Origin of the sequence: Aurantimonas sp. A2-1-M11, from assembly GCF_036549475.1 — a bacterium.
Taxonomy (GTDB): Bacteria; Pseudomonadota; Alphaproteobacteria; order Rhizobiales; family Rhizobiaceae; genus Aurantimonas.
This window is the reverse complement of the sequence record NZ_JAZHLI010000044.1, coordinates 1-24972: the sequence shown is the minus strand read 5'-3', so window position 1 is coordinate 24972 and position 24972 is coordinate 1. Positions and strand designations below refer to the sequence as shown.

At 59.4% G+C, this 24972-nt stretch carries 24 protein-coding genes and 2 pseudogenes; 11 read left to right on the top strand and 15 right to left on the bottom strand.

Translation table 11 applies throughout. The annotated features are described in order from the left end of the window. Window positions 1-6: 6 nt before the first annotated feature. From leuC to VQ042_RS17570, 4 genes are all read right to left on the bottom strand, one after another. Window positions 7-1392: a 3-isopropylmalate dehydratase large subunit gene (leuC, locus tag VQ042_RS17585; RefSeq protein WP_331821621.1), complete on the bottom strand. Its 1386-nt coding sequence runs from the start codon at window positions 1390-1392 to the stop codon at window positions 7-9. Between the two features lie 2 nt (window positions 1393-1394). Further along, a complete protein-coding gene (locus VQ042_RS17580) occupies window positions 1395-2927 on the bottom strand; it encodes a tripartite tricarboxylate transporter permease (protein WP_331821620.1) in 1533 nt (510 codons plus the stop codon). A gap of 10 nt (window positions 2928-2937) precedes the next feature. After that, window positions 2938-3420 (bottom strand): tripartite tricarboxylate transporter TctB family protein, encoded by a 483-nt coding sequence (locus VQ042_RS17575; protein ID WP_331821619.1) that lies wholly within the window; start codon window positions 3418-3420, stop codon window positions 2938-2940. A gap of 64 nt (window positions 3421-3484) precedes the next feature. Beyond that, entirely contained in the window at window positions 3485-4522 is a 1038-nt protein-coding gene (locus VQ042_RS17570) for a Bug family tripartite tricarboxylate transporter substrate binding protein (protein WP_331821618.1), read from the bottom strand. 172 nt (window positions 4523-4694) lie between these two features. Here VQ042_RS17570 and VQ042_RS17565 point away from each other — a divergent pair, with 172 nt between their 5' ends. Next, a complete protein-coding gene (locus VQ042_RS17565; RefSeq protein WP_331821617.1) occupies window positions 4695-5396 on the top strand; it encodes a GntR family transcriptional regulator in 702 nt (233 codons plus the stop codon). Between the two features lie 34 nt (window positions 5397-5430). Here VQ042_RS17565 and VQ042_RS17560 read toward each other — a convergent pair whose 3' ends face one another. The 5 genes from VQ042_RS17560 to VQ042_RS17540 are packed head-to-tail and all read right to left on the bottom strand — an operon-like array spanning window position 5431 to window position 10009. Beyond that, complete coding sequence (locus VQ042_RS17560) at window positions 5431-6252, bottom strand: SDR family oxidoreductase (protein WP_331821616.1); 822 nt, start codon at window positions 6250-6252, stop codon at window positions 5431-5433. A 27-nt stretch (window positions 6253-6279) separates the two neighbouring features. Then, window positions 6280-7569, bottom strand: coding sequence for a TRAP transporter large permease (locus VQ042_RS17555; RefSeq protein WP_331821615.1), 1290 nt, complete (start codon window positions 7567-7569; stop codon window positions 6280-6282). A 3-nt stretch (window positions 7570-7572) separates the two neighbouring features. Next, window positions 7573-8070: a TRAP transporter small permease gene (locus tag VQ042_RS17550; protein ID WP_331821614.1), complete on the bottom strand. Its 498-nt coding sequence runs from the start codon at window positions 8068-8070 to the stop codon at window positions 7573-7575. Then, the gene (locus VQ042_RS17545; RefSeq protein WP_331821613.1) at window positions 8067-9098 is read right to left on the bottom strand and encodes a TRAP transporter substrate-binding protein; all 1032 of its coding nucleotides are present in this window, start codon (window positions 9096-9098) and stop codon (window positions 8067-8069) included. The genes VQ042_RS17550 and VQ042_RS17545 overlap by 4 nt, the downstream gene beginning before the upstream one ends. 44 nt (window positions 9099-9142) lie before the next feature. Next, window positions 9143-10009: an isocitrate lyase/PEP mutase family protein gene (locus tag VQ042_RS17540; RefSeq protein ID WP_331821633.1), complete on the bottom strand. Its 867-nt coding sequence runs from the start codon at window positions 10007-10009 to the stop codon at window positions 9143-9145. Window positions 10010-10100: 91 nt separating this feature from the next. Between VQ042_RS17540 and VQ042_RS17535 the strand changes: the two genes are divergently transcribed. Further along, window positions 10101-10757 carry a GntR family transcriptional regulator gene (locus tag VQ042_RS17535; protein ID WP_331821612.1) on the top strand — a complete coding sequence of 219 codons (657 nt, stop codon included), beginning with the start codon at window positions 10101-10103 and terminating at the stop codon, window positions 10755-10757. Window positions 10758-11491: 734 nt separating this feature from the next. Here the strand turns inward: VQ042_RS17535 and VQ042_RS17530 are convergent. Next, entirely contained in the window at window positions 11492-12640 is a 1149-nt protein-coding gene (locus tag VQ042_RS17530; protein ID WP_331821611.1) for a CaiB/BaiF CoA transferase family protein, read from the bottom strand. Window positions 12641-12985: 345 nt separating this feature from the next. Further along, entirely contained in the window at window positions 12986-13666 is a 681-nt protein-coding gene (locus VQ042_RS17525; RefSeq protein WP_331821610.1) for a GntR family transcriptional regulator, read from the bottom strand. Window positions 13667-13793: 127 nt separating this feature from the next. On the opposite strand from VQ042_RS17525, the gene VQ042_RS17520 reads away from it, so the two are divergent. From VQ042_RS17520 to VQ042_RS17495, 6 genes are all read left to right on the top strand, one after another. Further along, the gene (locus VQ042_RS17520; RefSeq protein ID WP_331821609.1) at window positions 13794-14582 is read left to right on the top strand and encodes an HpcH/HpaI aldolase family protein; all 789 of its coding nucleotides are present in this window, start codon (window positions 13794-13796) and stop codon (window positions 14580-14582) included. Between the two features lie 28 nt (window positions 14583-14610). Further along, window positions 14611-15603 carry a TRAP transporter substrate-binding protein DctP gene (gene dctP, locus VQ042_RS17515; RefSeq protein ID WP_331821608.1) on the top strand — a complete coding sequence of 331 codons (993 nt, stop codon included), beginning with the start codon at window positions 14611-14613 and terminating at the stop codon, window positions 15601-15603. 63 nt (window positions 15604-15666) lie between these two features. Further along, window positions 15667-16170 carry a TRAP transporter small permease gene (locus VQ042_RS17510; protein WP_331821607.1) on the top strand — a complete coding sequence of 168 codons (504 nt, stop codon included), beginning with the start codon at window positions 15667-15669 and terminating at the stop codon, window positions 16168-16170. A 3-nt stretch (window positions 16171-16173) separates the two neighbouring features. Beyond that, entirely contained in the window at window positions 16174-17451 is a 1278-nt protein-coding gene (locus VQ042_RS17505; RefSeq protein ID WP_331821606.1) for a TRAP transporter large permease, read from the top strand. A 188-nt stretch (window positions 17452-17639) separates the two neighbouring features. Then, window positions 17640-18683 carry an asparaginase gene (locus VQ042_RS17500; RefSeq protein WP_331821605.1) on the top strand — a complete coding sequence of 348 codons (1044 nt, stop codon included), beginning with the start codon at window positions 17640-17642 and terminating at the stop codon, window positions 18681-18683. Between the two features lie 51 nt (window positions 18684-18734). Continuing rightward, window positions 18735-19619, top strand: a complete 885-nt coding sequence (locus VQ042_RS17495; RefSeq protein WP_331821604.1) for a hypothetical protein — start codon at window positions 18735-18737, stop codon at window positions 19617-19619. Here VQ042_RS17495 and VQ042_RS17490 read toward each other — a convergent pair. Together VQ042_RS17490 and VQ042_RS17485 are read right to left on the bottom strand one after the other, a co-directional pair. Then, window positions 19589-19813 carry a hypothetical protein gene (locus VQ042_RS17490; protein ID WP_331821603.1) on the bottom strand — a complete coding sequence of 75 codons (225 nt, stop codon included), beginning with the start codon at window positions 19811-19813 and terminating at the stop codon, window positions 19589-19591. The two genes, VQ042_RS17495 and VQ042_RS17490, sit on opposite strands and share 31 nt — an antisense overlap. 3 nt (window positions 19814-19816) lie before the next feature. Next, window positions 19817-20089: pseudogene (locus VQ042_RS17485) on the bottom strand (transposase domain-containing protein); the annotation flags it as partial. Here VQ042_RS17485 and VQ042_RS17480 point away from each other — a divergent pair. Both VQ042_RS17480 and VQ042_RS26030 read left to right on the top strand, forming a co-directional pair. After that, window positions 20076-20300 carry a hypothetical protein gene (locus tag VQ042_RS17480; protein WP_331821634.1) on the top strand — a complete coding sequence of 75 codons (225 nt, stop codon included), beginning with the start codon at window positions 20076-20078 and terminating at the stop codon, window positions 20298-20300. The pseudogene VQ042_RS17485 and the gene VQ042_RS17480 overlap by 14 nt on opposite strands. Before the next feature lie 50 nt (window positions 20301-20350). Further along, window positions 20351-20986, top strand: coding sequence for a hypothetical protein (locus VQ042_RS26030; RefSeq protein ID WP_442880114.1), 636 nt, complete (start codon window positions 20351-20353; stop codon window positions 20984-20986). A 21-nt stretch (window positions 20987-21007) separates the two neighbouring features. Here the strand turns inward: VQ042_RS26030 and VQ042_RS17470 are convergent, their stop codons facing one another. After that, complete coding sequence (locus VQ042_RS17470) at window positions 21008-22528, bottom strand: IS66 family transposase (protein WP_331821602.1); 1521 nt, start codon at window positions 22526-22528, stop codon at window positions 21008-21010. Window positions 22529-22784: 256 nt separating this feature from the next. On the opposite strand from VQ042_RS17470, the pseudogene VQ042_RS17465 reads away from it, so the two are divergent. Beyond that, window positions 22785-23168, top strand: a pseudogene (locus VQ042_RS17465) (response regulator); the annotation flags it as partial. Between the two features lie 1540 nt (window positions 23169-24708). Here the strand turns inward: VQ042_RS17465 and VQ042_RS17460 are convergent. Further along, the coding region (locus VQ042_RS17460; RefSeq protein ID WP_331821600.1) for a hypothetical protein at window positions 24709-24972 on the bottom strand (264 nt) is incomplete at its 5' end.

Genomic DNA, 24972 nt, shown 5'->3' with positions numbered 1-24972 from the left:
CGTCCTTTAGAATTGACGTGCGTCGGCAAGACGGCCCTCGACCGCCGCCGCAGCGGCCATCGCCGGGCTGAGGAGATGGGTCCGGCTTCCCCTGCCCTGCCGGCCAGCGAAATTCCGGTTCGAGGTCGAGGCACAGCGTTCTCCCGGCGGCACCAAGTCGCCGTTCATCGCAACGCACATCGAGCATCCAGGTCCGGACCACTCAAAACCTGCCTCTGTGAAGATCCGGTCGAGCCCCTCGGCCTCGGCTTGCGCTTTGACCAGCCCAGATCCCGGCACGACAAAGGCAGGAATCTTAGCTTGGCGGCCACGCGCCACATCCGCTGCGGCTCTCAGGTCCTCTATTCGACCATTGGTGCAGGAGCCGATGAAGACGCGGTCGACGGGAATGCCCGACAGAGGCCTGCCGGCGGCAAGCCCCATGTAGCGCAGAGCATCCTCAATCTCCCGGCGCCGATCCGCATCCTCGATACCCGCCGGATCGGGCACGCGCCCGGTGATGGGCAACACGTCCTGGGGCGAAGTGCCCCAGGTGACCATCGGCGCAATCTCCCCCGCATCGAGAACGACCTCCCGGTCGAAGCCGGCGCCCACCTCGCTTGCCAGCGCCCGCCATTCCTCGACAGCTCGCTCCCACAAAGCGCCCTGCGGTGCGAAATGCCGCCCTTTCAGCCAGGAAAAGGTCAGCTCGTCGGGCGCGATCATGCCGGCTCGTGCGCCTGCTTCGATCGACATGTTGCAGACCGTCAGCCGGCCCTCCATCGACAGGCTGCGGATCGCATCTCCCGCATATTCGATGACATGCCCCGTTCCGCCGCCCGCACCGATGTTTCCGATGAGCGCTAAAATCACATCCTTGGCGACCACGCCGCGCCCCAAGACGCCCTCAACGCGCACGCGCATGCTTTTCGGCTTTTGCTGCCAGAGAGTCTGGGTGGCGAGAACATGTGCAACCTCGCTCGCCCCGATACCGAACGCAAGAGCACCGAGCGCACCATGGGTGGCGGTGTGGCTATCGCCGCAGACGAGCAGGGCGCCGGGAAGGGTGAAGCCCATTTCCGGACCGACCACATGCACAATGCCCTGATTGGGATTGCCTTGGCCGAAAGACTCAAAGCCCCAGCGACGTGCGTTTGCACCGAGAACTTCCGTCATCCGGTCATATTCCGGCCGGCGCTGCGCAGCACTGGAACCGGTCGACACGTAATGATCGGCAAGGCCAAGCGTCAGGTCGGGCCGGCGCAACGCCAATCCCTCCCGCTCGAGCATATCGAAAGCCTGGGAAGTTCCATCGTGGACAAGATGCCGGTCCACGTAAAGAAGGCTCGCACCGTCCGGGCGATCCAGTATTCGATGGCTTTCCCAAAGCTTGTCAAAAAGGCTCCGAGGCATGGTCACATCTCCGAATTCAGCCGGCTGGCGGCCCGCTCAGCGCTCTTCCGCCCAAACCTTGAGCGAATGAAGGGAAGAGCCAAGGTCATAACCATGATGGCGAGTATCCCCAACGCGATCGGGCGCTCAAAGAAAATGGTCAGGTCTCCGTTTCCGAGCTGCCAGGTGCGCAGGAGATTACCCTCCATCATGCGGCCGAGTAGAAGGCCGATCACCATGGCGACTACGGGATAGTTGTAGCGGCTCATGATCACGCCGAGCACAGCGCCCGCCGTCAACGTGACCGGACCCGCCATGCTGCTGGTGAGCGCATAAGAGCCGAGAATGGCAAGCGCGGTGACCGCGGGCACGAGGAAGCGCAACGGCACCCTCACGATGAGCACAGCGATCCTGAGGAACAGAAGTCCCATGATCGCAAGTAGGATCGCCTGTATGAGATTGCCGCCGATAATGGCGTAGACGATCTCCTTGTTGTCGGAGATGAAGCGAGGGCCGCCAGTGACGTTGTGCATAGCAAACGCGCCGAGCATGATGGCGGTGCCGGCGCCGCCGGGGATTCCGAGAGCGAGAAGCGTGATCATCGATCCTCCCTCCGAACTCGAATTCGCCGATTCCGCTGCGATCACTCCTTTCGGATTGCCCTTGCCGTAGGAAGCCTTATCGGGATCTGAATTTTTCGCTGTGGTATAGGAAACAAGATTGGAAACAGTCGAGCCGATACCAGGGACGGTGCCGATGAGCGCACCGATCATCGAACCGCGCAGGATTAAACCCATATTGCGGAATGCCCCGAAGAAGCCACCGGCGATCTCCTTCAGCTTGACGTTTCGCGCGCCGGCGTCCGCGACGATGTAGTCGCTCTTAACCAGCGCGAAGAGTTCTGATGCAGCGAACAGGCCGATCAAGGCCGCCGTGGTCTCAATGCCATCGAGTAAATATATGGAGCCAAGGGTTCCACGAGTGATGCCTAGCGAGCTCATTCCAATCGTGCCGATCAAGAGGCCGAGGGCGCCTGCGAGAATGCCACGCCAGAAAAAACCCTCCGACAGGGCTGCGATCAGCGTCAGCCCCCATAGCGCGATCATGAAGAGTTCGGGGGCACCGAGTTGCAGGACAAATCTAGACAAAGGCTCGATGAGCAGAAGAAGATAGACGTAACCGAACGTGGTGCCCACGGTGGATGCCGCAAGCGCCAGTCCGAGCGCTTCGTTATGCCGGCCTTGCCGCGCCATAGGATAGCCGTCGAAGCAGGTTGCGATGGCTGCTGTCGTGCCAGGAACGTTGATCAATATCGCCGGCACGGAACCGCCGAACCCTCCGCCGGTGAAGATTGAGGTCAGGAACAGGATGGCGGGCAGGAAGTCCAAGTAAAGCGTGAACGGCAGGAATACTGCCATTGCGATCGGCACCGACAGACCAGGAAGAATGCCAAACACAAGGCCGATGATTAGGCCGAGCGGAACCATGACCCATGGCTCTATCCCGGAAGAGAAGAGGAGAGTAAATGCCTCGCTGGCTGCTGCGAAATCAATCATAGTAAAATCACTAAAAGAGCAAGCTGGGCACTGGAACGGACAAGATGCTCTCCATCGAATAGACCGTCAGGACAGCCATGATTGCGGCAAAGGACAGAATGGCCCACCATCGACGCTCTCCTTGGATCAGCATGCTCGCCGCAATGAACAGGAACGTCCCGACGTCGAAACCTAGCCACGGCATCAAGACTACGTAGACTACGAGCGCAATGATCGCAGCGACGACGCCGTAGCGCTCGCGAAAGCTCTTTGCTTCGTCACCCCTCGGCGCCGCCGGAGCAGCAGTCATCCGCAGTTTCGGCACCTCACGGACCAAGATGGCGACGCAGAGAACTAAGGACAGAGCGCTGGCCGGACCGATCAAAAGTAGGTTCTCGACCTCCGAAGATACAGATCTTGCATCCAGAAAATACCAAATCGAAAAGGATGCAAATCCGATAAGTAATAGGCAACTACCCCACGGGCCCTCGAAACGCAGTCTTACGATTGACATCGTCTTTCTCCTCAAGTGGATCGGCGCCGGCGGCGTGTATTTACCGGCGCCGAAAAGGAGTTGACTATTGCGTGAGGCTGTCGATATTCTGCTCGAAAATTTCGAAGCTTTCGTCGAGGGACTTTTGGGTCGCTTCCGGCCCCATCCACATCCCATCGATCTGGCTAGAAGCGATGAACTTCTTAAAGTCATCACGCTCGAGCATCCGCCTGTAGGCGCCGACGAGCGCCTCGTAGCACTCGGGATTCTTCTCCTTGAAACTCGCACGAACTGCGAAGGTTCGCAGATCCGCAGCGAGCACCGGAATCTCGACGTCGTAGTCGGCAAGGACGTCGTTGATGAGCGGCGCATCCCACATTTCTGCGGGCTCGGTCCTAAAAACAGCCAAGGGCCTTACCTCATCCTTGATCACGTCGCTGCCCAAGCCCGATATGACCGAAAAGGTAACCTGATCGCCCGCTAGCGCGGTCCTCATCGGGCCGCCACCGTCATAAGTAATGAAGTTCACCGCGTCGGCGGGAAGCCCGAGCCGTTCGAGCATGATCACGGTCGAAAGATGCCCTCCGTCCCCGACGATAATGGCGGAGCTCGCCTCGCCGGGATTCTCTTTGATAAAGTCGACCAGTTCCTGAGCGGTCTGGAACGGTTGTTCTTTCGGGACCATAAGGACGTAGTAATCTTGCCATTGGCCGTTCACGAATGCGAAATCGTCCCATTCAAGATTCCCCTGACCGCGCAGAATATTGCTGATCAGGTAAGGATTGACCGGAGAGACCAGGGCGAAGCTGCCATCATCGGGTTGCTGCCGGAACCAGGAATGGCCCAGCGCACCGGATCCGCCCGGCTTGTTGACGACCGTCACCGGGGTGTCTCCAATCTCGTGGGGCAGGAAGGCAGCAATCGCCCGCGCCATCCGGTCGGACGAACCGCCTGGGTTGAAGGGGTTGACCAGCGTCAGGCGGTCAACCGAGCAGGCATCCGTAAACGCCGGACTTTCTTGCGCAGACGCAATACTAGGAAAAGCAAGACTTGAAGCGCCGAGCGCCAAGGCGCCAGTCAGAAGCGTCGATAACACGGTGCGAGGCGTACGAGGAAAATTCATTGATCTTGTCCTCCCAGTTTTATTATTCGACTTGAGAAATCGGCTTGAGCAAAAAATTTTTTGCCCGATCGAATTTCCAACCCCACCTTACCAATGGTATGCAATATGTCAATAAAACAGGTTTTCTGCGGGTTTTGGGAGGAAATTGCATACAATAGAGTTGGATAGCGATATGACAGGCAGACGCGACAGAACGAAATCGACAGCAGCCGACCGAGTTTATCTGGAGATCCGGAAAGGCATTATCGCCGGTGCCTACGCTGTTTCGGAGCGCTTGACCGAGGGGGCGCTCGCCGAACAGATGAATGTCAGCCGGACGCCGGTCCGAGAGGCCTTGCAGAAACTCGCCAGCGATGGCTTCGTCGAATTTACGCCGCATGCCGGTGCACTCGTAAAGGGTTGGTCGCGCCGCGACGTTCGAGAAATTTTTGAGGTTCGGGCGAATCTGGAGAGCATGGGAGCCAGGCTCGCCGCTCAGAACGCGAGCGATGACGATGTCGAGCGGCTCTCCAGCATATGCGACGCCATGGAGCGCACACAGCGCTCCCAGTCTGACGCCCTCCCCGCGATGTCCGAATTCAACAAGGCGTACCACGCCGAGATTTTGCGTATAGCCGGCAACAGACGCCTAACGGGATTGGCCCTAAATCTGATGGACGTCGGCTTTCTCGTCCGCTCCTACGGCGCGTTCAGCGAGGGCGACGTCTCCCGCAGCTTGGCGGATCACAGGTCCCTTGTGGAAGCTCTCAAAATGCGCGACGGACAATGGGCGGAGGGCGTCATGCGCGCCCACATACTCGCTGCAGCAAGCGTGTTCAGGGGAACCGAAACCTCGGTCATTCCCGCCGATGCAAAACGGCGACGGACTCGATAGAATTCGGTTTGCGCACCCAAACAGTGGAGCGGGCTTAAATACCTTTTCTGGCACCTCCATCGAGATCAATTAGCGCGCCGTGGAAATAGGCGCCGTCGGCGGAATCGAGGAAAGCGACCAGAGTCGCGATTTCGTTGGGACGCCCGAACCGTGTCACTCTCTCATGGACCAACATTTGCTCGCGGATCGCGGCTTCGGACAGGCCGCTCTCTGCCTGGGCGACGGCAAAGCGGGCTCGAAGTCGGTCGGTTTCGATGGGACCAGGGTTGATGCCATTGACCCGCACTCCTTCCCCCAGTCCCCGGTCCGCCATTGCTTTCGTGAAGTTCATCAGTGCGCTGTTGACCGGCCCGCCGATGGTGAAATCGGCAGAAGGGGTCCACCCGCCCACTCCGATGACGTTGATGATATGGCCGTGCCCGCTCGCCCTCAGATGCGGCCAAGCCGCTCGCGCCATATTGACCGCTGCGTGGAACTTCAGCGCGAACCCGTCGACGAAATCTTCGGGCGTGAGGGAGAAGAAGTCGCCGCGCTTAGTAGCTCCGGCCGAATGGACGATGAGATCCAGCCCGCCGAACGTGGCCAGGGCGGCGTCCACGCAAGCCTGTGCCGCATCCATTTCTCGCAAATCGCAGGGATGGATGACGACGCCGCCCTCCGCTCCGTCGCGATCTCGCGCCAAGGTGTCGAGTAGGTCGGCGCTCCGCGCCGCAGCAATCACCAGGTACCCGCGATTTGCTAGATCGGCGGCTATGGCCCTGCCGATGCCCTTGCTTGCTCCCGTTACAATTGCCCGTCGTGCTGGCCTTGAATCGGAGGGATCTGTTCTCAAAGCAAAACTTTCCGTTAACAGCATTGCTGTCTCCACAGCATTGGGCGGCTCCTACCCGAGAAGAGCTGGTAGCCACAGTGCAAGCGGAGGTAGCGCCGCGACCAGAAGGACAACGAGTAGGATGGCGCCCAGCCAGGGAAGCGATGCTGTGGCGACGTTCTCGTAGCTTACCCCAGCAACCTTCGTCATAACGAAAAGAACCATGCCGAACGGTGGCGTCGCCTCGCCGATGACGAGGATCATGATGAAAACCACGCCGAAATGAACCGGGTCGAAGCCAAATGCAACGGCGATCGGTACAAGGATCGGCGTCAGAACGTTGATCGCGACTGACACGGCCATGAAGCAGCCGATGAACAGCAGGAAGACGATCATCATAACCATCATCAGCGTCGGGCTTTGCGTCACACCGGAAAGCCAAGCCGCCAGCGTGTCGGGAACGCGAGCCCGCGTCAGGATCCAGGCGAAAAGCGACGAGCAGCCCAGGATGAAGAAGATGACTGCGGTATCATACGCCGTCCTCCTGAGAACGCCGATCACCGCCTGAAATCCAAGGCTGCGGTAGAAAATTGTAGCGACGAGAAATGCCCACAGCCCGGCCACCGCCGCCGCTTCAGTCGCAGTGAAGACCCCCGCGAATATGCCCGAAAGCAGGATGACCGGCGTGAGGAGCGGCGCGAATGCACCCAGAAATGCTTTCCCAAGGGCTCTGATACCGGGAAATTGTCCGGAAGGAAGCCCGCGGGTCCGTGCGAAAATTGCGGCGAGCACCATGAGGGCCAGCGCCATCAAGACGCCGGGGACGAGACCGGCAAGGAGCATGTCGCTGGCACTGACGCCCGCAAGCACAGCATAGAGGATGGCAGGAATGCTTGGCGGGATGATCGGGCCGATAAGCGAGCTGCCGACAGTCACGCCGATGGTAGTCTTGTCGTCATAGCCCGCTTCGCGCATTGCGCGTACTTCCATGGCGCCGAGGCCTGCAGCATCCGCGACCCCCGAGCCAGACATGCCTGCAAAAAGCATGCTGGCGACGATGTTGACCTGCGCGAGCCCGCCCTTGACGTGCCCCACCAGTGCGTTGGCAAAGTTGAAGAGCCGCGTGGTCGAGCCGGAATCATTCATCAGATGGCCGACGAAGATGAACAATGGGATCGCGAGGAGAGGAAAGGAATCGACGCCAGCGACGAGCCGCTGCGTGACGATAGAGTATGGTATCTCGAGAATGCCCCGTGTCACCGCGAAATAGCCAAGGCCGGCGAGCCCGAGAGCGAATCCGGCACCGACGCCCAGAACAAGAAGAACGATCAGCGCGACCATGGAGAGAAAGCCCGGAAACATGGATCAGGCCTCCATGGAGTCAGAATTGTAGTTGAGGTCGGATCGGCCCGGGGTCAAAAAGTTGACCGCCGTGATGACAGTTGCCGCTGCACCGCCGATGAACGGCGCCAGATAGATTGTACCCTGGCTTACCCAGGGCATCGTGGCCAGCGGATAGGGCCAGTTTGCGACCATAAGCCTGTAGGCGCCCAAGGTCATTGCGCACAGGAAAACGAAGGCCGCGAGTAACTGGAACCGGTAGAGGATGTCGGTTAGGCGGTTCCGCCCCAAAAGGCGATCCAGCAAGTCGATCCGAATGTGTCCGTGGCGGACCGTTACTATAACGAGACCGAGAAACACGACATAGAGGTTTAGCAGCCGCGCCAGTTCTTCGCTGAAAACAAGGTTTATGCCGAGGTATCGATAGGCGATCTGAGCGAGAACCGCGAGAAAGAAGCCAGCGAAGCAGAAGGTGACGAGGGCATCAGCCGCCCTCGTCACCACGGTCGTGACCGTATTCATTTCGCAGCGTCCGCCGCGTCCCCTTTACCGCTAGTCGAACTGGTTCCCGACGCGGCGCTCGTTCCGTCGACGGCCTCGATCGCAGCTTCGTAAACGCCCGGGGCCAGAACCTTATCGGCCGCCGTCCTGATGATAGGCAGCGCCTTCTCCCTGAACTCCGGTTTTGGCTCCACCACCTCGACGCCAGCGTCCTCGATTAGCCCGATGATCCGCTCGTTTTCGTCCACCGCCGCATCGCTTCCGGCTTTCGTGGCCGCGTCGACTGCCGTCTGCAGCGCCTGCTGCTGCGGCTCATCAAGATCATTCCAGAAATCGAGATTGGCCATCACGGTGACGTAGCTCTGCTGGTGCCTCGTCGCGATGAGGTAATCCTGGACCTCGTAGATCTTTCGCCCATAGATATTGCTGAGCATGTTCTCCTGAGCGTCGATGACGCCCGTCTGGAGAGCAGAGAAGACCTCCGGCGATGGCATCGGAGTCGTCACGGCCCCCATGCCCGACCAGATGTCGATCCACAATGGGATTTCCGGCATCCGGATTTTGATCCCGTTCAACTCAGGCAGCGTTGTGAACGCCTTGTTAGATGTCGCCCAGCGCGCACCCTGGTAATAAGTGCCGAGAAATTTGGCGTTACCCTTTTCCTCCAGGGCGGTTTTCATCTTTTCGCCAATCGGCCCTTCTAGGAACCGCTTGACGCTCTCGTAGTCTGGCAGAAGGTAGGGAACGAGCGTCGCGTCGAGCTCGGGGAAATACTCTGACGCGTGTATGACGCCCATGTGGAGCTGGGTCTCTCCGATGCGCACGAGGTCGATCAATTCGTTCTCGCCGCCCAGCGTCCCGTCCAGGAAGATATCGAGCGTCATGTCGGGAGCAGCATTCGACAGCTCCTCCTTCAACGCTTCAACTACAACCTTGTTAACACCGTTGTCCGGCACTGTGGACGCGAGAGTCACGGTCTGCGCGGAAACGCATCCGGCAAACACCAAGCCAAGTCCGGTCGCCAGGGCCACAATCTTCGTCATTGTCATTGTCATTCCTCCCATTGAAATTTGCGTCAGCCCGCTCTGCCTCCTCAAGCGCGGGCGTGCCGTTTGTCGAATTCCCAAACCCGCTCAAATCCGATCATCCGGTTGAACTGTTCGAAGCTGTAGAGATCGTCCTTGCCGGACGACGCACCCGTGGCGACGAGGTCGCTATAGGCGCGCTCCAGCGCCTTTGCCGTGGACAGAAAGCCGATGGCCGGGAAGATGGCGAGGCTGAAGCCGAGTTCGCCGAGGCGTGTGGCATCGAGAACCGGGGTTCGCCCCCCCTCGACCATGTTCGCGACCAGCGGCTTGTGCGGGAACCGCTCGCCGATCAGGCGCAGTTCGTCTTCGCTCTCCGGCGATTCGACGAACAGGATGTCCGCACCCGCGTCGTCATAGGCGGCCATGCGGTCCATCGCTTCGTCGAGCCCCTGCTCGGAACGCGCGTCCGTCCGGGCGATGATGAGGAAGTCGTCGCTCCGGCGCGCCTCGACAGCGACCCGGATCTTGTCGGCCATCTCCTGCTTCGGAACGACCGGCCGGTTGGGCGTGTGGCCGCACTTTTTGGGAAATACCTGATCTTCGAGTTGGATAGCCGACGCACCGGCCCGCTCATACTCCTTGACTGTCATGTCCACGTTAAGGAGACCACCATACCCGGTGTCGCCATCGGCGACGAGCGGAATGCCTGCCTCCCTCGCGGCGCGGCCCATCACGGTGACGCGGTCGATCATGTCCCGGAACGACGCCAGCCCCGCGTCCGGGATGCCCAGATGCGAGGCCACGGTCCCGTATCCGGTCATGTAGAGTATTCTGGCCTTGGCGGCGATCGCGAGGTGGGTCGAGATCATGTCGTATATTCCCGGCGCGACAACGCAGCTGGGCTCGGCGAGAATGTTCTTGAGACTAGTCATCACGGATAAACTCGGGTTAGGGATACAATCGCGTGGTATAAAGACAGAAAAATCGCTGAAAAGCAAATATTTGTATACAGGAATTTGATTTATGACGGAAAGAGGTCACTGGGGCGCTGCGGATGAAGCCTACCAATTTATTCGGAATGGTATTATTACCAACCGCTTCCCCGAGGGCTCTCGACTCGCGGAGGAAGAATTAGCACGGCTGTCGGGGCTCAGCCGAACGCCGGTACGTGAGGCCATCCGGCGACTGGCTGCCGAGGGGTTTGCCATCACCAAGGCTCGCTCCAGCGCGACCGTTGCATCATGGAACGGTGACAAAGTTGCAGGGCTGTTCGGCACCCGTGCCGTCCTCGAGAGCTACGGCTGTTCTCTTGCTGCGAGAAGAGGAACTCCTGCCGACATTCGCAGCCTTGAGAATATGTGCACCTACATGGAAGGGCTGCTCGGCATCCCGGAAACCGATTTCCTCAAGGCCTTCTCGAAGGCAAATACCGAGTTTCACGTCCGCCTTCTCGAGATGTCGGGAAACGAGCACCTGCTAAGCGTCGCGACTCCAATGATCGATCTCGCGCTGATCATGCGGACCTACCGTAAGTTCTCGCCGGAGCAGATTCGGCGAAGCTGCAGCGACCACCGGGAAATCGTCGCGGCTCTTTCCCGGGGAGATGCCCATTGGGCGGAGGCGATCATGAAAGCCCACATTCTTTCTTCGGTGGGGATCGCGAGGACGCCATTTGCCTAGTCGTTCGGTTGCCGATCAAATGCGCAGCGCGGGGCAGCCAGAATGTCAGCGCCAGGGTGCAGGCGAAGGTGCCGGGGCGACGAGGCATGCGCACACGGTTCGATAATCCATGTTTTGCCGTCTCGGGAAATCGAAAAGGCGGCGGTCAGCGAGGACGGAGTGGTACAGGATCGACCAGCCCTGCGAGCAAATGCGCATCGGGCGGCATCATGTATGGTATCCCCCGGGAGACTTAGCCAACTGATGCCTCCGGCAAATTGAAATGTCGCCGGTGAGGGGCACTGCTGCTAGCCATATTCAGTGGAACGGCGAGTGTTCCATCAGATCGCGGGGCCCTTCCCCACTTTCCTTGGAGGATGGGACACGGTTTCGACGGGTCGGTTCCAGAAACGAACGAAATTTCATTATCGTTCGCTTTCTTGGTACCGAGTAAGTCGGCGAGTTTGGAGGGTCCGATAAGCCGATGTTATCGGACCCTTTCCACAACCCAACCATGTCATCCGGCGGGCAATTTTGAACGCCGATCTGGAGTGGTCCCCTTGGGTCGGACGGACTCAGGCGATTTCTTTGACCGTCTGGCGGGCATGTTGATCCTCGAACTGCATAGGGCTCAGATACCCGAGGGCTGAATGGAGCCTTCGACCATTCTAGAAGGATCCTCGTCAAAGTTTTGATTGCGGCGGACATGACCACTCGATCAACCGATCGGCGGATCAAGGTCGGTACTGAACTGACTAAAATCTGCCGTAGGAATGTCCGGCGAGGCCGAATTCGGCTAGGACCCGCTCGGTGTCCTCGCCGAGCGCCGGCACCCGGCCGAATTGCGGCAGCTTGCCATCGACCACGAAGCCCGGCGCCAGCATCGTCACCGGGCCGGTGGGGGTCTCCACCGTCACCGTGCGGTTCTGGGCGTGGTGCCGGACATCCTCCATGGTCGACAGCCGGCCATAGGCGATCTTCGCCGCCTCCAGCCGCTCGGCCATGGCGTCGCGGGCGTAGCGCGAGAAGACGTCCTGGATGATCGCCTCCAGCGCCGGCCGGTTTGCAACTCGCGCATTGTTGGAGGAAAAGCGTTCGTCGGTCGCGAGATCGGGCAAATCGAGCGCTTTCGCGCACAGATTGCCCCATTCGCGCTCGTTCTGGATCGAGAACAGGATCGCGCGCCCGTCGGCGCAGTCGAACGCCCCGTAGGGCGCGATGGTCGGATGGCTGAGCCCGTTGCGCGGCGGTGTCTTGCCGCCATAGACATATTGCAGATACGGCACGTTCATCCAGTCCGACAGCGCGTGGAACAGCGACAGCGAGATATGCCGGCCCTGGCCGGTGCGCTCGCGCACGAACAGCGCCTGCATGATCGACGACAGCGCCGTCATGCCGGCCGCGATGTCGCAGACCGAGACGCCGACGCGGGCGGGTCCCTCGGCATTGCCGGTCACCGAGGACAGGCCCGTCTCGGCCTGGACCAGCAGGTCGTAGGCCTTCAGATGCGCGAAGGGCCCGTCGTCGCCGTAGCCGGAAATCGCGCAGGTGATCAGCCGGGGAAAGCGCTTCCGCAATTCCGCCATGTCGAAGCCCAGCCGCGCAATGACGCCGGGCGCCAGGTTCTGGATGAACACGTCGGCCTCGCCGATCAGCACCGCCAGGCGCTCGCGGTCGGCCGGGTCCTTCAGATCCATCCGGACCGATTCCTTGCCGCGGTTCAGCCAGACGAAATAGGCGCTCTCGCCGTGGACGAGGCTGTCGTAGCCGCGGGCGAAATCGCCCTCCGGCCGCTCGATCTTCAGGACCCGCGCGCCCGCATCGGCCAACCGTCCCGACACGTAGGGAGCGGCGACGGCCTGCTCGACAGAGACGACGAGAATGCCGGCGAGATCATCGTTCATAGGGCTCTCCGCGGATTGCAGGCATCGGGGCGACACGCCTAGATCGGGGACCGCGGCCGCTTGGTGCGACCGTAACCATGGCGGTGACATCGTAAGGCAGGAACACAATAATCGAGAGCGATGCAGCGCATCTGAGAGGGCTGCGCATTGGGTTGAGGAACCAGCCGGGAGAATACCCACATGCCTGCAGAGTTGATTGCATAAGCGGACTTGATTCCAGTTAGGTCAGCGGCGACGCCGTCGATCGGTATCTATCGCAGAAGAAAACATCGCCAATTTTTATTATGACCCCGCTCCGAAACCTGCAATTTATCTGCTTCACTGCACTAAAATTGCGCAAAATATTTAAGGGATGATCTGGCGTTTGCTGTCGTTGCTCAACAGCATCGAATGGCCCCATCCGATGTGATCACGTAGCTTGCGAGCCGATATCTCCGCATCGCCGGTGGCAATCTCCTTCAGTATCTCTTTATGCTGATCGACAAGGGGTTGCAGCCTCTCTGGATGTCTTCCATGCAGCCCTACCGATAACCTATGCATCCGGTCTTCCAGGCGTTCAAGAATCCGGACGATCTCATCGTTGCCGTGCAGTTTGGCCATCGTCGCATGAAACTGCATGTCCAAGCGATGAAAAGCCTTCCCGTCGCCTGCTGCCGCGCAGATCGACTGCTCGTCAAGTATCTCTTCTAGCGATGCGATCCTCTGAGCATCTAACCGCCCCGTCAGAGCAGCCACGACGTGGGACTCCACGATCCCGCGAACCTCATAAAAATCCGAAATGGACCGCATCGTCATGGGCTTGAGGAGAAAGCCCGCGTGAGGCAGTACTACGATCATCCCCTCTATTTGCAGACGGCCGATTGCCGAACGGACCGACGCAAGGCCGAGTCCTAAGCGCTTCGATAAGGTTCGTTCCGAATAGACCCGATCCGGATCGTCGTCTTGGAACAGGGTGGCCTTGACCTTCGCGTACGCTTCATCCCTCGCCAGCTTCGTCTTCCGTTCTGATTGGGTCGCCGTATCCATCGCATCCGCCCGTTCGTGAAAGTCACGGTATCGCGCTCCCTTGACAGCCCCCACCGATAAACTGCAATGTCACTGAAATGTCAATTCAAGGACATGCGCACCACTGATGCGCGGGGAGGAAACCAACATGCGCGGTGACAATGTCGTGCTGAAACGTAAGCTCCAGGGCCAGCCTGTGATCGGCACTTGGGCTCAGATGAAAAGCCCGGAATTTTGCGAATTGGCGACCCGGGCGGGCTTCGACTTCATCATCATCGATATGGAGCACGGCTCCTTCGGCATCGAAGGCGCTGTGGAAATGATCCGCGCCGTCGAGGCCAACGGTGGCGTGCCAGTCGTCCGCGTCCCCGATCACACCAGCACGAACATTTTCAAGGTGCTCGATGCGGGTGCGATGGGAGTGCTTGTTCCAAATGTTTCGACTGCCGATCAGGCCAGATCGATCGTCGAGGCTGCGAGCTACGGTCCCAAAGGTAAACGCGGAGCTTGCCCCTGTACCCGCGGAACGGGACACGGGGTCGACGACTGGAGGGGCTATCTGGGGTGGACGCGTGAGAATGTCTTTGTTTCGGCCCTGATCGAGACACCTGAAGGCGTCGAGAATTTCGACGATATCGTCAGCGTGCCCGGCATCAACTTTGTCACACTGGGACCATTCGATCTTGCCCAAGCTCTTGGGTACGAAGGCGAATATGGACATCCCGACGTCCAAGGTCGTCTGGAGGATCTTGCTCGACGCGCCGTGTCGAAGGGAGTCGGTGTAATGGCCGCATCCTTCGAAAGTGACCCGAAGGGAGTCAGGGATGACTTCGATCGTTGGGTTGGCCACGGGGTGAATGTCATCGTCATCAGCAGCGACCGCTTCTTCCTAGCCTCAGGAATGAAGAGCCTTGTGAACACCGTCCGAGGCGACTGAAGCAATCACCAAAAGGGAGAGAAACGACATGATGCGTACAATGGTTAAATCTACCGGCATTGCCGCGATCGCACTTGCTCTCATGGCGGGAGGGGCTTCGGCCGTCACCATGAAGATCGCCAACGTCGCGCCTGCCGACCATCCCAGCGGAATCGTCCTTCAGGAGGTTGCGGACGAACTCAACGCTCGCGAGAACCTCGACCTCGACGTCCAGGTCTTCAACGACGGCGTGCTCGGCGGCGAGATGGAGACCATCGACCAGATGCGGTCAGGTGTCCTTGAGGGACAGGTGGTTCAGGGCATCTCAATCCTGCAGGCATATTCGCCGGTATTCGGGGTCGAGGAGCTTCCGTTCCTTTTTCCATCGAGGCAGGCTGCCTATGACGCGGTCGATGGCGAATTCGGCGACCTCATTGCAGAGGAGGCAGAGGAGCAAGGCTTCAAGGTTCTCACCTACTGGGAAAACGGCTTTCGGCATTTTACCAACAGCAAGCGTCCTCTCACGGAGCCGAGCGACTTGGAGGGACTGCGCTTCCGAACGGCGGAGTCGCCGATTCGGCTCGATATGTTCGCCGCGTTGGACGCGAGTGCCGTTGCCATGCCTTTCACCGAACTCTACGCCGCCCTGCAGCAGGGTGTCGTAGACGGTCAGGAAAATCCGCTCGCACTGATCGAGAAGGCAAGTTTCGCGAATGTTCAGGACTATCTCAGCCTGTCCGGCCATATCTGGAACGCCGCTCCGGTGGTCGTCCCGAAGGCTTGGTGGGACGGCCTGGATGCTGAGACGCAGACGGCCATTCAGCAGGCATTCGACAATGCAAAGACCCGCGAACGGCAGATGATTGCCGAAGGCGACGAAGCACTGCTCGAAGACTTGAAAGCGAACGGAATGCAGGTCAACGAAGTCGATAAGGAAGCATTCCGCTCGGCTACGGAAAAAGTCTGGTCTGGGTGGGAGTCCAAAATCGGTCCGGACCTCATGGAATTGGCCCGACAGATCCGCGACAGCGGCACGGAGTGACGGAGAGCCCCGCATCCAAGCGAAGGATGCGGGGCTTTTTGCGTTTTCCAAGGGGAGGAAGTCATGAAGTTCGTTGGAGGGATCGCTCCGGTCCTGGACAAGATCCTCTGTGTCGTCTGTTCTGCGATCATTGTGCTTTTCGCCTGCCTGCTCGCCGGTCAGGTGGCTCTTCGATACGTATGGGACACGCCCCTCTTTTGGGTCGAAGAACTCTGCCGGTTTCTCCTCGTCTACTTGACGTTTTTGGGCAGCGCGCTCGCGTGGGGGCGACGTAGTCACATTTCGATCGACTTCATGCTCGACATCGTGGGAGTTCGCATCAGACGGACGTTGCTGACAGCGGTCGATGTCCTGATGCTCGGATTCTCCGGCTGGGCGATCTACGCAGGATGGGGATACGCATCCGCCTCGATGGCGAGAACCTCGATCTCCCTCGGCGTGGCTACCGGACTCGCCTATCTTTGCGTCCCGATCGCGTTCGCCATCATCCTTGTTCAGACACTGATTTTTCTGACCGTTCACGACGACCAGGCAGAGCATTCTGCCCTCGATGCACGGAGGAGCTAGCTCATGCCGATCGTGCTTCTGGGATCGACCCTCGTCCTTTTCCTTATTATCTCAGTACCCGTGGCATTCGCCATCGCGATGGCAGTCCTCTCTTACCTCGTTTACGACGGCCGCTTCGGGGCCGATATCCTCATTCAGAGGTCCATCGCTGGGGTTAACTCCTTTCCAATGTTGGCTTTGCCGCTGTTCATCCTGGTCGGCTACCTGATGGAACTCGGCAGCACGCCTCGATTGATGCGCTTTGCCAACTCCTTTCTTCGTGCCCTCCCCGGAGGTCTCGCGGTTGCCAACGTCGGTGCCTCGGCCTTTTTCGGTGCAGTATCCGGCTCCGGAGTCGCGACAATTGCTGCGGTCGGAAGCGTAATGGGCCCGGAAATGGTTCGGACGGGCTATTCCAAAGGCTATGCAACGGCGGTCATGGCCGCCTCCGGCGGTCTCGGCATCCTCATCCCGCCCAGCGTCCCGCTGATAATATTCGGGTTGATTGGCGGTGTTTCGATAGGAGCGCTGTTCCTAGCGAGCATCGTGCCGGGTATACTCGCAGCCGTATTGCTCGCCGTCACCTCGATCCTGCTCGCCAAAAGGATGGGATACGGGGCCGTCGACAAAATCGTCTGGAAAGAGGTCGGTGCTTCCTTTCTTGTGGCGGCGCCTCCTCTCCTTCTGCCGATCATCATTCTTGGCGGCATCCTCGGTGGCCTATTCACAGCGACGGAGGCGGCAGCAGTCGGAGCCGCTTACGCGCTCTTCCTGAGCACGATTCTCTACAGAGAAGCGACGCTACCCAAGCTCGCTGACGTTCTAGTCAAAACCGTTCTGACCAGTTCGGTCATCCTCGTGATAATAGCCACGTCTTCGGCGCTCGCATGGGTAATCACGATTAATCAGGTGCCGACAGCTGTCGCGTCCTGGATGCAAAGCGTCACGGATTCGCCGATCCTGTCGATACTGATGATTCAGGCGTTCTTTCTAGTTCTCGGGATTTTCATGGAGACTATGGCAATCATTATCATCACGACGCCCATTTTCCTGCCGGTGGCAATGTCCCTTGGCTTGGACCCACTCGTCTACGGTGTCGTGCTGATTGTGAACCTAATTGTCGGTTCGATGACCCCGCCATTGGCGGTCGGTATCTACACGGCAGCCAGGATGATCAATGCGAAACCAATGGAAGCGAATCGGTATCTGATATGGTTCATTCTTCCCTTGTTGATTTCCGGACTGATTATCCTGGCGGTCCCTTCAATCGCGACGACACTGCCGCGAAGCTTCGGCTTTTGATAGGTGGAACGATAGTGAAGGCTGGGGCGGCCGGCAGCAGTAGTCGCTCCATGGGATTGGCCGGTGGCCACAGAAAGCGCCGGAAAACCAGCGGCAATTAGTCGGGCCTTGGCCCAGCCTCGCCTGGTCCGACGTGCTCGCCTGACATTTCCAATCAATGATCCGAAGTCGGACGAAGCGAGAAAAGTATGTATTCAAGTGCCGGCGGGAAACAGATTAAGGTTTATGCGCTCGGCGGCACCATTGCCATGGTTCCTGGGCCTCAGGGAGCCGTTCCCGGCCTAACGGGAGAAGCCCTGATCGCCGCTGTCGATGGTCTGGATCAAGTCGCGACGGTTGATGCCGAAACATTCTCGATCGTTGCCAGCCCGAACATTACTATCGGCGCAGTCGTAGATCTGTCCCAGCGAATTCGTGGAGATGCTGCAGCCGGCAGGTGGGACGGTATCGTCGTTACTCAGGGCACGGATACGATCGAAGAGACTTCTTTCCTGCTCGACCTGCTGCTGACCGATCTCAATATTCCGGTGATTGTGACCGGAGCAATGCGCAATCCCCGACTTGCTTCACCGGATGGCCCCGGCAACATCCTTGCGGCCGTTCGCGTCGCTTCGTCAATAGCCGCACAACAGTCGGCGCTGCACCTTGGAGTGCTCGTCGTGATCAACGACACGATTCACGCTGCCAGTACGGTTCTGAAGGCAAATAGTCACCGGTTAGATGCCTTCTCCAGCCCTGCTTCCGGGCCCGTGGGGGCCGTGATCGAAGGACGAACGCTGATCTATTCGCTTCCGAACAGACAACCTATTTTGGCTGCAGGTAGGCTGCTGAAGGGACCATTACTCGAAGGGCCGGTTCCTGTCGCACTGGTTTCGACATCCGTCGGCGACACCGGATGGCTCTTAGAAGCGGTCGCTGACGGTCGTGATGAGGGCCATTACCGCGGACTTGTTCTTGATGCGATGGGCGGCGGCCATCTTCCCGAGAGGCTTGTTCCCTCCGTTGCCTTTATCGCTGAGCGCCTCCCAGTGGTAATCACCAGCCGAACCGGAAATGGTTCCCTTTTGCTCGACACTTATGCTTACGCTGGTTCGGAAACCGATCTACGGGATAAAGGCGTCATATCGGCCGGTTGGCTCCATAAATTTAAGGCCGCCGGCCTGCTCGAGCTCCTTCTTAGAGCCAAAGCGTCGAAAGCGGAAATCCGATCGCTGTTCACAGAGTTCAATTAGCGTCGGGTCCTGCACCAACGGGACACCCATGCCCGTGTCGGCCGCGCCGCAATGGAGCTGGTCAGCGCAGGAGCGTCCGCCGTCATCGTTGGCGTGCATCGTCTCGCTGACATCAACTGCATGGTCAATGCCCGGCAATTATGCTCGCCGCATGCGCCGGAGTCCGTGACGACTGCGATCGCGAGCCTGACACGCACGGGCACGAAGCGGCCGAACATGAGGTGGACATATGGATTTGAACAACCGCATCGACGGAGAGCGGATCAGTGCCGACAGATCGAAGAGCAGATCGGTCTCCCCCGCGGCGTGGCGGCCGACGGCCATATCAACCGGGCCGAAGTCGAGTTTTTGCAGAAGTGGCAGGCCGGGAACGTGGCGATCACGGACCAGCCGTTGGTTCGGACCCTCTACCGCCGCGTGAATGAAATCCTCAGCGTCGGCAGCGGCGACGAGGACGAGAAGGTCGAGCTGCTCGACACCCTCAACCGCTTTTGCAGCCGAGACTTCGAGCTCGGCGGGGTCTTGAAGGCGACAACGCTGCCGCTTTGCGACCCGGCGCCGATGCCACTCGCCTTCGAGGGCCTCCGGTACAGTTTCACCGGAACATTACGGGAAGCGGAAGGTCCCGGGCACGACTATCGCGTTCTGCTGGATCTATCCTGCGGACCAGCGCTGCCAGTCTGGGTGGAAGAGGTTCTCGTTGACCTCTGGCGAGGTACGAAAATCCACAGAAGGAATTTCCGGCAACGACGGAGACCAGGTCCGACGCAGCAAGCAAGTCTTGGTGCGAAAACGACGCATTGCGCTGAAGAGCATCGTTCGGAAAGCCCGGATAATGCGCGAGACACTAACATTCGCGCACACGGGCCTATCGTACGCATACGCTGTAGGCCGCAGGCTCGATTTCACGTAGTCTTTGCTGCGCCTTTGATCTGATCGGCGATGATGTCACGAAGCGCGTCGATACCGGCCTCGGTGAAGGCGAGCGTTTGGCGATCATCGGTATCGATGATCCATATGACGCCCTCTTCGGGTTCGAGCTGGTCGGATAGCTCCCATAAGAGCTCTTCGTTTCGGCCGAGGATTTCGGCGGCCCGTTGGATCGTATGAACATGGGAGATTGCGGCCATAGCTCAGGCCGCCGCCTGTTGTGGCATGCTTTCGGCGGACCGGTTCCAGGGCAGCAGTTCTCCAAGCCGGTTCTGCGGGGTTTCAGCGATGCGGGCGAGGACGTCGGCGAGCCAGGCCTGCGGGTCGATATCGTTCAACTTGGCCGTCATGATCAGCGTCAGCATGAAGGCGCAGCGGTCCGCGCCGCGATCGGAGCCGGCGAAGGTCCATGAGCGGCGGCCCAGGGCCAGGCCCCTGAGCGCTCGCTCCGCCGCATTGTTTGTGAGGCAAACCCTGCTTGTTCTTCGTCGAAGGCCCGGCCTCGATGATATCGAGGGCATCCTGGAATGCGCCTACACGACCAACCCTCTCGCCGCCGAGGTCTACGTCCTGGACGTCTCCGACGCCGATTCCCCCTGGATCTCCGCCGCTGGTCTCGAGCCCGACGAGTGTGGCTGGGGAATGAGCGCGACCAACTGGCCGGGTGACGGTTCCAGGATCTCCTGAACATTGCGGGCAAGATTTATTATGAGACGCACTTCGCCCCGCTGTTGAGGATGCAAGGCTTCTTCAACGAGGTGGCACGCGACCTCGTTCGTGCGGATGGCACCACCTTGCCTGTCCTCGTCAATGCAGTCGAGCGGCGCGACGAGTCCGGCGGAGTGCGGTTCATCCGCATGACCATCTTCAATGCCTCCGACCGCCGACGGTACGAGCGCGAGCTACTCGAGGCGCGTAACGCCGCGGAACAGGCGAGTACTGAACTGCGCGAGCTCAATCAGACATTGGAGCAGCGGATCAGCGACGCCGTCCAGGAGCGTCTCAAGGCCGAAGACCAGATCCGGCAGATGCAGAAGATGGAGGCTGTGGGTCAGCTCACCGGAGGCATCGCCCACGACTTCAACAACATGCTGGCGATCGTGATCGGCGGGTTGAACCTTGTCGCTGCTAGCTTTGACTTTCCTGTCATCTCGATTTTGCTCGGTCAATCTCTCAACGGGCGCGGGCGGTCGGACAGGGGCACGATGATACGCAGCGCCGCCACGGCTCGGCATGACCGTCGGAGAATGTCAGGCATGCCCCGGCCAGCAGGTCGTGACGGTTCGCCGAATCCCTTCGAAGACGGTGAAAGACGCTCAAAGCCCTTCGGCCAGCGGCTTTTCCAGCAGCCTGCTAACGGGATGATGTTGTAACAGGGGCAAAACCCCGGGCGGTCAGGCTGGAGCGCTTTTGGCCCGGATGATGTCGGGGAGCGGGACGACGACGATGTGATCGGGTACGGCGAGCCTTTCGCCAAGATAGTCCCAGAACCCGATGCCGAGTTTGTTACAGGTTTTGAGCAGGCTCAGGAACGCATCGCGGCAGTCGCGTCCGCTATCGCTTCGGGTTCCCCCGCTGATCTTGCGCTTTGTCACGAAGCATCGGATGTCGTTTTCCGATCCGTTGGTGTGGAGCGGGATGTCGGGGCGATCGAGCACGACAAGCAATTCGTCCTTGGTCGCCAGAAGCCGTTTCAGGAGGCGGTCGAGCGTGGCGAAGCCGGTCCGGCGCTTGAAGATCCGATCGAAGCGCGCCTTCAACTCAGCCTTGCGGCGCGGCGTCGGTGCGCTCCGATAGGCGATGAGATCACGATAGTACCACCAGATCAGCGCGCGGACAGTGTCCCTGGTTCGGCGGTCCTTCTCGGTGAAGGCCTCCAGTTTATGGACGAGCCGTTCCGCGTGGATCCAGCACAGTGCATGGTGGCCGACATTGAACTGACCGGCATCGTCGCTGAGAACCACGGTCTCGGCCAGAAAGCCATGATCCTTGATGGCGCCCCAAAGGGCTCCCTGCGTGGCGATGGCGACGGGATTGGGCGTCACTGCAAGGTCGGCGATCCCCAGGCTCGCCAGATGCGTCATCCATGCCGCTTCGTCGTCGAAGCGCTGAAGCGTATGGCCGGCCAGTTGCGCGATGACGGGCCCCGACAACGATCGCCCGGCCATATAAGCGAGGGCTTCGGCGTTGATCACATAGTCGGTATGGCCGGCCCGCAGACAATCGAGAAAGTTCAATCGGCTCTTGGACTGTGTAGTCCTGAAGGCGGTGAAGAGCGCGTTGCCGATCTGCGTGCACACGCCGTTGCGTCCCCGGTGGCGTGCTCCCGTATCATCGACGCTGATCCAGGGCGCCGTGGTGAGGCCGGTCCGCAGAACATCGCGCGCCTCCTCCACAAACTTGTCCTGGCCCCCGATGAGAAGGCGCACCAATTGCCGCTTGGAGATGTCGATGCCAATCGAGCGCAACTGTACCAAAAGGCGCGGCATCGTAACCTGGCACTCATGATATTGCGCCAGCACGAAGCGGAGCAAGGCGGGGCCGAAATGACCGCCGCCGACGCCCACCGGCAAGGGCGCCAGCACCTGGCGCCCGTCCAACGTCACCCAGCGCTCGCGCCGATAGCGCGTTACATGCGGCCGCACTACCAGATCCTGCACGACGAAATCTTCGTAGCCCTTGAAACGCGACCCTTCGGGCACCGCCGCCTCGATTACGCAGTCTTCATGGATCGTGCGACGCGCCGTCTTCGGACCCCCGCCCGGCCGCTTGCCCGTCTTCGAGGACGCTGGCCGGCTCGCCTTCTCCATCCCGCTTGGGCCAGACGGCGGCTTGATGTCAGGCCGACCCTTCAGGCCCTTTAACCGTGCGATCTCTTCGCGCTGTTGAAGAACAATACGGGTCAGATCGTCCACACGCCCCAAAAGCTCGATTACCAGCGTTCTGAGCTCTGCCGCCGTAAGCGATTCAATGGTCGGCGGGTTTGTCATCCCCAGACTGAATCAGAACCAGCCAGCACCGCATAGCAAAAAATCAAATCCCCGCCCGGGGTTTTGCCCCTCTTACATGATGTTTAGCCAACCATATGTTCTGTAACCGAAAAGGTCATTCGGATGAAAGAAACCCTTCATAAAATTCCCCTTTAATAGGGATCCCACAAGGATAGACCACATGGGCATCGCAGACCGGATCAGAGTTCTCATCGTCGACAATCACCGCAGCAGCCGGATGCTGATACACGACGCTCTGGAACAACTGGGCATCAAGCAGATCGTCTTCGCCGTCAATGGTGAAGAGGCACTTCAAACGATGATGAAGGCACCCTGTCACATCATCATTTCGGACATCAACATGCCCAAGCTGGACGGAATCCAGCTGCTGAAGGCCGTGCGATCGTATGCTCCGACGAAGAAGACGCCCTTCATCATCCTGACGGGCCAGGGCGACCGCGAACTCGTTCAGCGCGCAGCCCAGTTCGGCGTCAACGACTTCCTGGCCAAACCGATCACCGTCCCTGTCCTCAAGAAGACCATGGAAGCGGTGGTCGGCCGGCTCCTCGGGGGCGAAAGCAGCAGTGATCCCGTAGGCCAAATTTCGTCGGAGAGCTTGGGTTTGGTACGCCGCTTGGAAGCGATGTCGGAGGCATCGCGGCGGTCGACGACAGAAGCAGTCGTCCGCATCATAGATGCCATAGAGGGCAACACAGGTCGCGATCCAGCATGATGCGAGACTGAGAAGAAAAAAAAGTTTATTCCCCGCGAAACTTCGCAAATGGGCGACCGGCGCGAAAGCCACAGTTGCGACCCTCGCTCCGTCGCAGATCGCCTCCTCGCCGTTGCATGCATGCGCATGCTGCCCGCAACCAAGCCAGAAACCCACCTGCTAAACGGCGGGGAGTCCCCCCTCGGTATGAGCGCTTTGTCGCCAAGGCTCGAAAAACTAGTAAGGCTCTATTATAGCCCCTGAGATAACAATGGCTTCAGTGCTTGCTCCAAGACGTTGAATGTGAATGTGTTTTCCATCCAAAACCTGCGCCTCTCTACGCTGTTGGGTCCCAGCATTTCGGTTGCCGACCCTTGCCGCGGCACTCTCCATTTGGCTGTCTCCATTCGAACTTCGTGCGGCTTCAGCGGAAGAGAAGCGAGCGTTTTCGGGCCCACCCTGCGCAACGTCGCAGGCTGGCGGAACGCCGTACGAACTTCGGTGCCAAGGACCGGACGGCTGGCATGTTCTGTTCACTGAAGAAGAGCAGTCACCCTCAATCTCATTTGGTCGCTCAATGGATGTTCGACGAATCGACGTGCAAGGACTGAGCGGATGGCTGCCGAATGGTATTCGGCCTAAATTGTGGCGGCCGCTAGTACAATGGCGATATCGCGGCCTCACGGCCATTGCCGCTATCCTCGAAGTCATAAGCGTAGAAACCGGTGCACCTTTTCTGCTTGTCGTCGCGCTATCCGAGGAAGGAAGCTGTGCACTGGCTTTGGTCCGCGTTGAGGGCGAGAAAAGCAAAGAAACGGCGCGTGCTTTAGCCGATAGCGGAGCCTCCCGTCTAAGTTGCGACGACGCAAAAGAGCGCTTGATTGTCCCTGTCAGCGTTCCGCAGGGCGATGCCTTTTTCACAGCGCCCGCTCGCCACGAGATCGTCCAAACTTCGGTCGGCGACGCTGTTGGCTTCTCTTTGAACGTCTCTCAGATAACTGCAGCCGAACAGCCCCCGCGTTGCACGAAAAGCTCACCGAGCGCTTGCCGCACACTTCCCGCACAGGAGGAGGACAATACATCGGTGGGGCGCCCTTACATTGCTGCGCTCGTCTTCCTCTCGGCCCCAATTCTCGTTGGAGGGCTTCGCCTCCTCCAATTTATTTCCGCAAGGTCATCTGAGCGGAAAAGCTTGTTACAACGACCCGCTGTTGCCGAGCCCCGATCCGATAGCCAAGATGATGCTGCACCCGCATCAGACATCGGGCGATAACCAATTCGAACCGAAAGCTCGCTGATCATGATCTGCAGTTCTAGCGTTGTTGCTCGTTTACGCCTTTGGGTGCTCGGATGGCTGTCTTCCACCCGGCTTGCCGCGGACAGCACTTCTCGTTCATCGTGGAAGGCCGTAGCGGCAATACTCGTGTTGATTATGGCATCTGCCGCTTTGGTTTGGCTCACCGGTGGCACGAAGCAGCCCTACGTGCACTTTTTCTATATACCCATTCTTGCCGCAGGTTTCCTTTTCGGTGCACGGGGCGGAGCCGCCGCAGGTCTCGCAGCAGGTCTTGTCGCCGGCCCGCTCATGCCTCTTGATATCCAACTTGGGGTTCAACAAAGCGCCGTAAGCTGGATAATTCGAGGGATATTTTTCGTC

Coding starts and splice junctions, on each gene's coding strand:
- VQ042_RS17520 (WP_331821609.1), top strand. CDS start 13,794: ATGCGCGGTGACAATGTCGTGCTGAAACGTAAGCTCCAGGGCCAGCCT.
- dctP (WP_331821608.1), top strand. CDS start 14,611: ATGATGCGTACAATGGTTAAATCTACCGGCATTGCCGCGATCGCACTT.
- leuC (WP_331821621.1), bottom strand. CDS start 1,392: ATGCCTCGGAGCCTTTTTGACAAGCTTTGGGAAAGCCATCGAATACTG.
- VQ042_RS17575 (WP_331821619.1), bottom strand. CDS start 3,420: ATGTCAATCGTAAGACTGCGTTTCGAGGGCCCGTGGGGTAGTTGCCTA.
- VQ042_RS17555 (WP_331821615.1), bottom strand. CDS start 7,569: ATGTTTCCGGGCTTTCTCTCCATGGTCGCGCTGATCGTTCTTCTTGTT.
- VQ042_RS17560 (WP_331821616.1), bottom strand. CDS start 6,252: ATGCTGTTAACGGAAAGTTTTGCTTTGAGAACAGATCCCTCCGATTCA.
- VQ042_RS17580 (WP_331821620.1), bottom strand. CDS start 2,927: ATGATTGATTTCGCAGCAGCCAGCGAGGCATTTACTCTCCTCTTCTCT.
- VQ042_RS17510 (WP_331821607.1), top strand. CDS start 15,667: ATGAAGTTCGTTGGAGGGATCGCTCCGGTCCTGGACAAGATCCTCTGT.
- VQ042_RS17490 (WP_331821603.1), bottom strand. CDS start 19,813: ATGGCCGCAATCTCCCATGTTCATACGATCCAACGGGCCGCCGAAATC.
- VQ042_RS17535 (WP_331821612.1), top strand. CDS start 10,101: ATGACGGAAAGAGGTCACTGGGGCGCTGCGGATGAAGCCTACCAATTT.
- VQ042_RS17565 (WP_331821617.1), top strand. CDS start 4,695: ATGACAGGCAGACGCGACAGAACGAAATCGACAGCAGCCGACCGAGTT.
- VQ042_RS17500 (WP_331821605.1), top strand. CDS start 17,640: ATGTATTCAAGTGCCGGCGGGAAACAGATTAAGGTTTATGCGCTCGGC.
- VQ042_RS17530 (WP_331821611.1), bottom strand. CDS start 12,640: ATGAACGATGATCTCGCCGGCATTCTCGTCGTCTCTGTCGAGCAGGCC.
- VQ042_RS17525 (WP_331821610.1), bottom strand. CDS start 13,666: ATGGATACGGCGACCCAATCAGAACGGAAGACGAAGCTGGCGAGGGAT.
- VQ042_RS17505 (WP_331821606.1), top strand. CDS start 16,174: ATGCCGATCGTGCTTCTGGGATCGACCCTCGTCCTTTTCCTTATTATC.
- VQ042_RS17540 (WP_331821633.1), bottom strand. CDS start 10,009: ATGACTAGTCTCAAGAACATTCTCGCCGAGCCCAGCTGCGTTGTCGCG.
- VQ042_RS26030 (WP_442880114.1), top strand. CDS start 20,351: ATGCAAGGCTTCTTCAACGAGGTGGCACGCGACCTCGTTCGTGCGGAT.
- VQ042_RS17550 (WP_331821614.1), bottom strand. CDS start 8,070: ATGAATACGGTCACGACCGTGGTGACGAGGGCGGCTGATGCCCTCGTC.
- VQ042_RS17545 (WP_331821613.1), bottom strand. CDS start 9,098: ATGACAATGACGAAGATTGTGGCCCTGGCGACCGGACTTGGCTTGGTG.
- VQ042_RS17570 (WP_331821618.1), bottom strand. CDS start 4,522: ATGAATTTTCCTCGTACGCCTCGCACCGTGTTATCGACGCTTCTGACT.
- VQ042_RS17495 (WP_331821604.1), top strand. CDS start 18,735: ATGGAGCTGGTCAGCGCAGGAGCGTCCGCCGTCATCGTTGGCGTGCAT.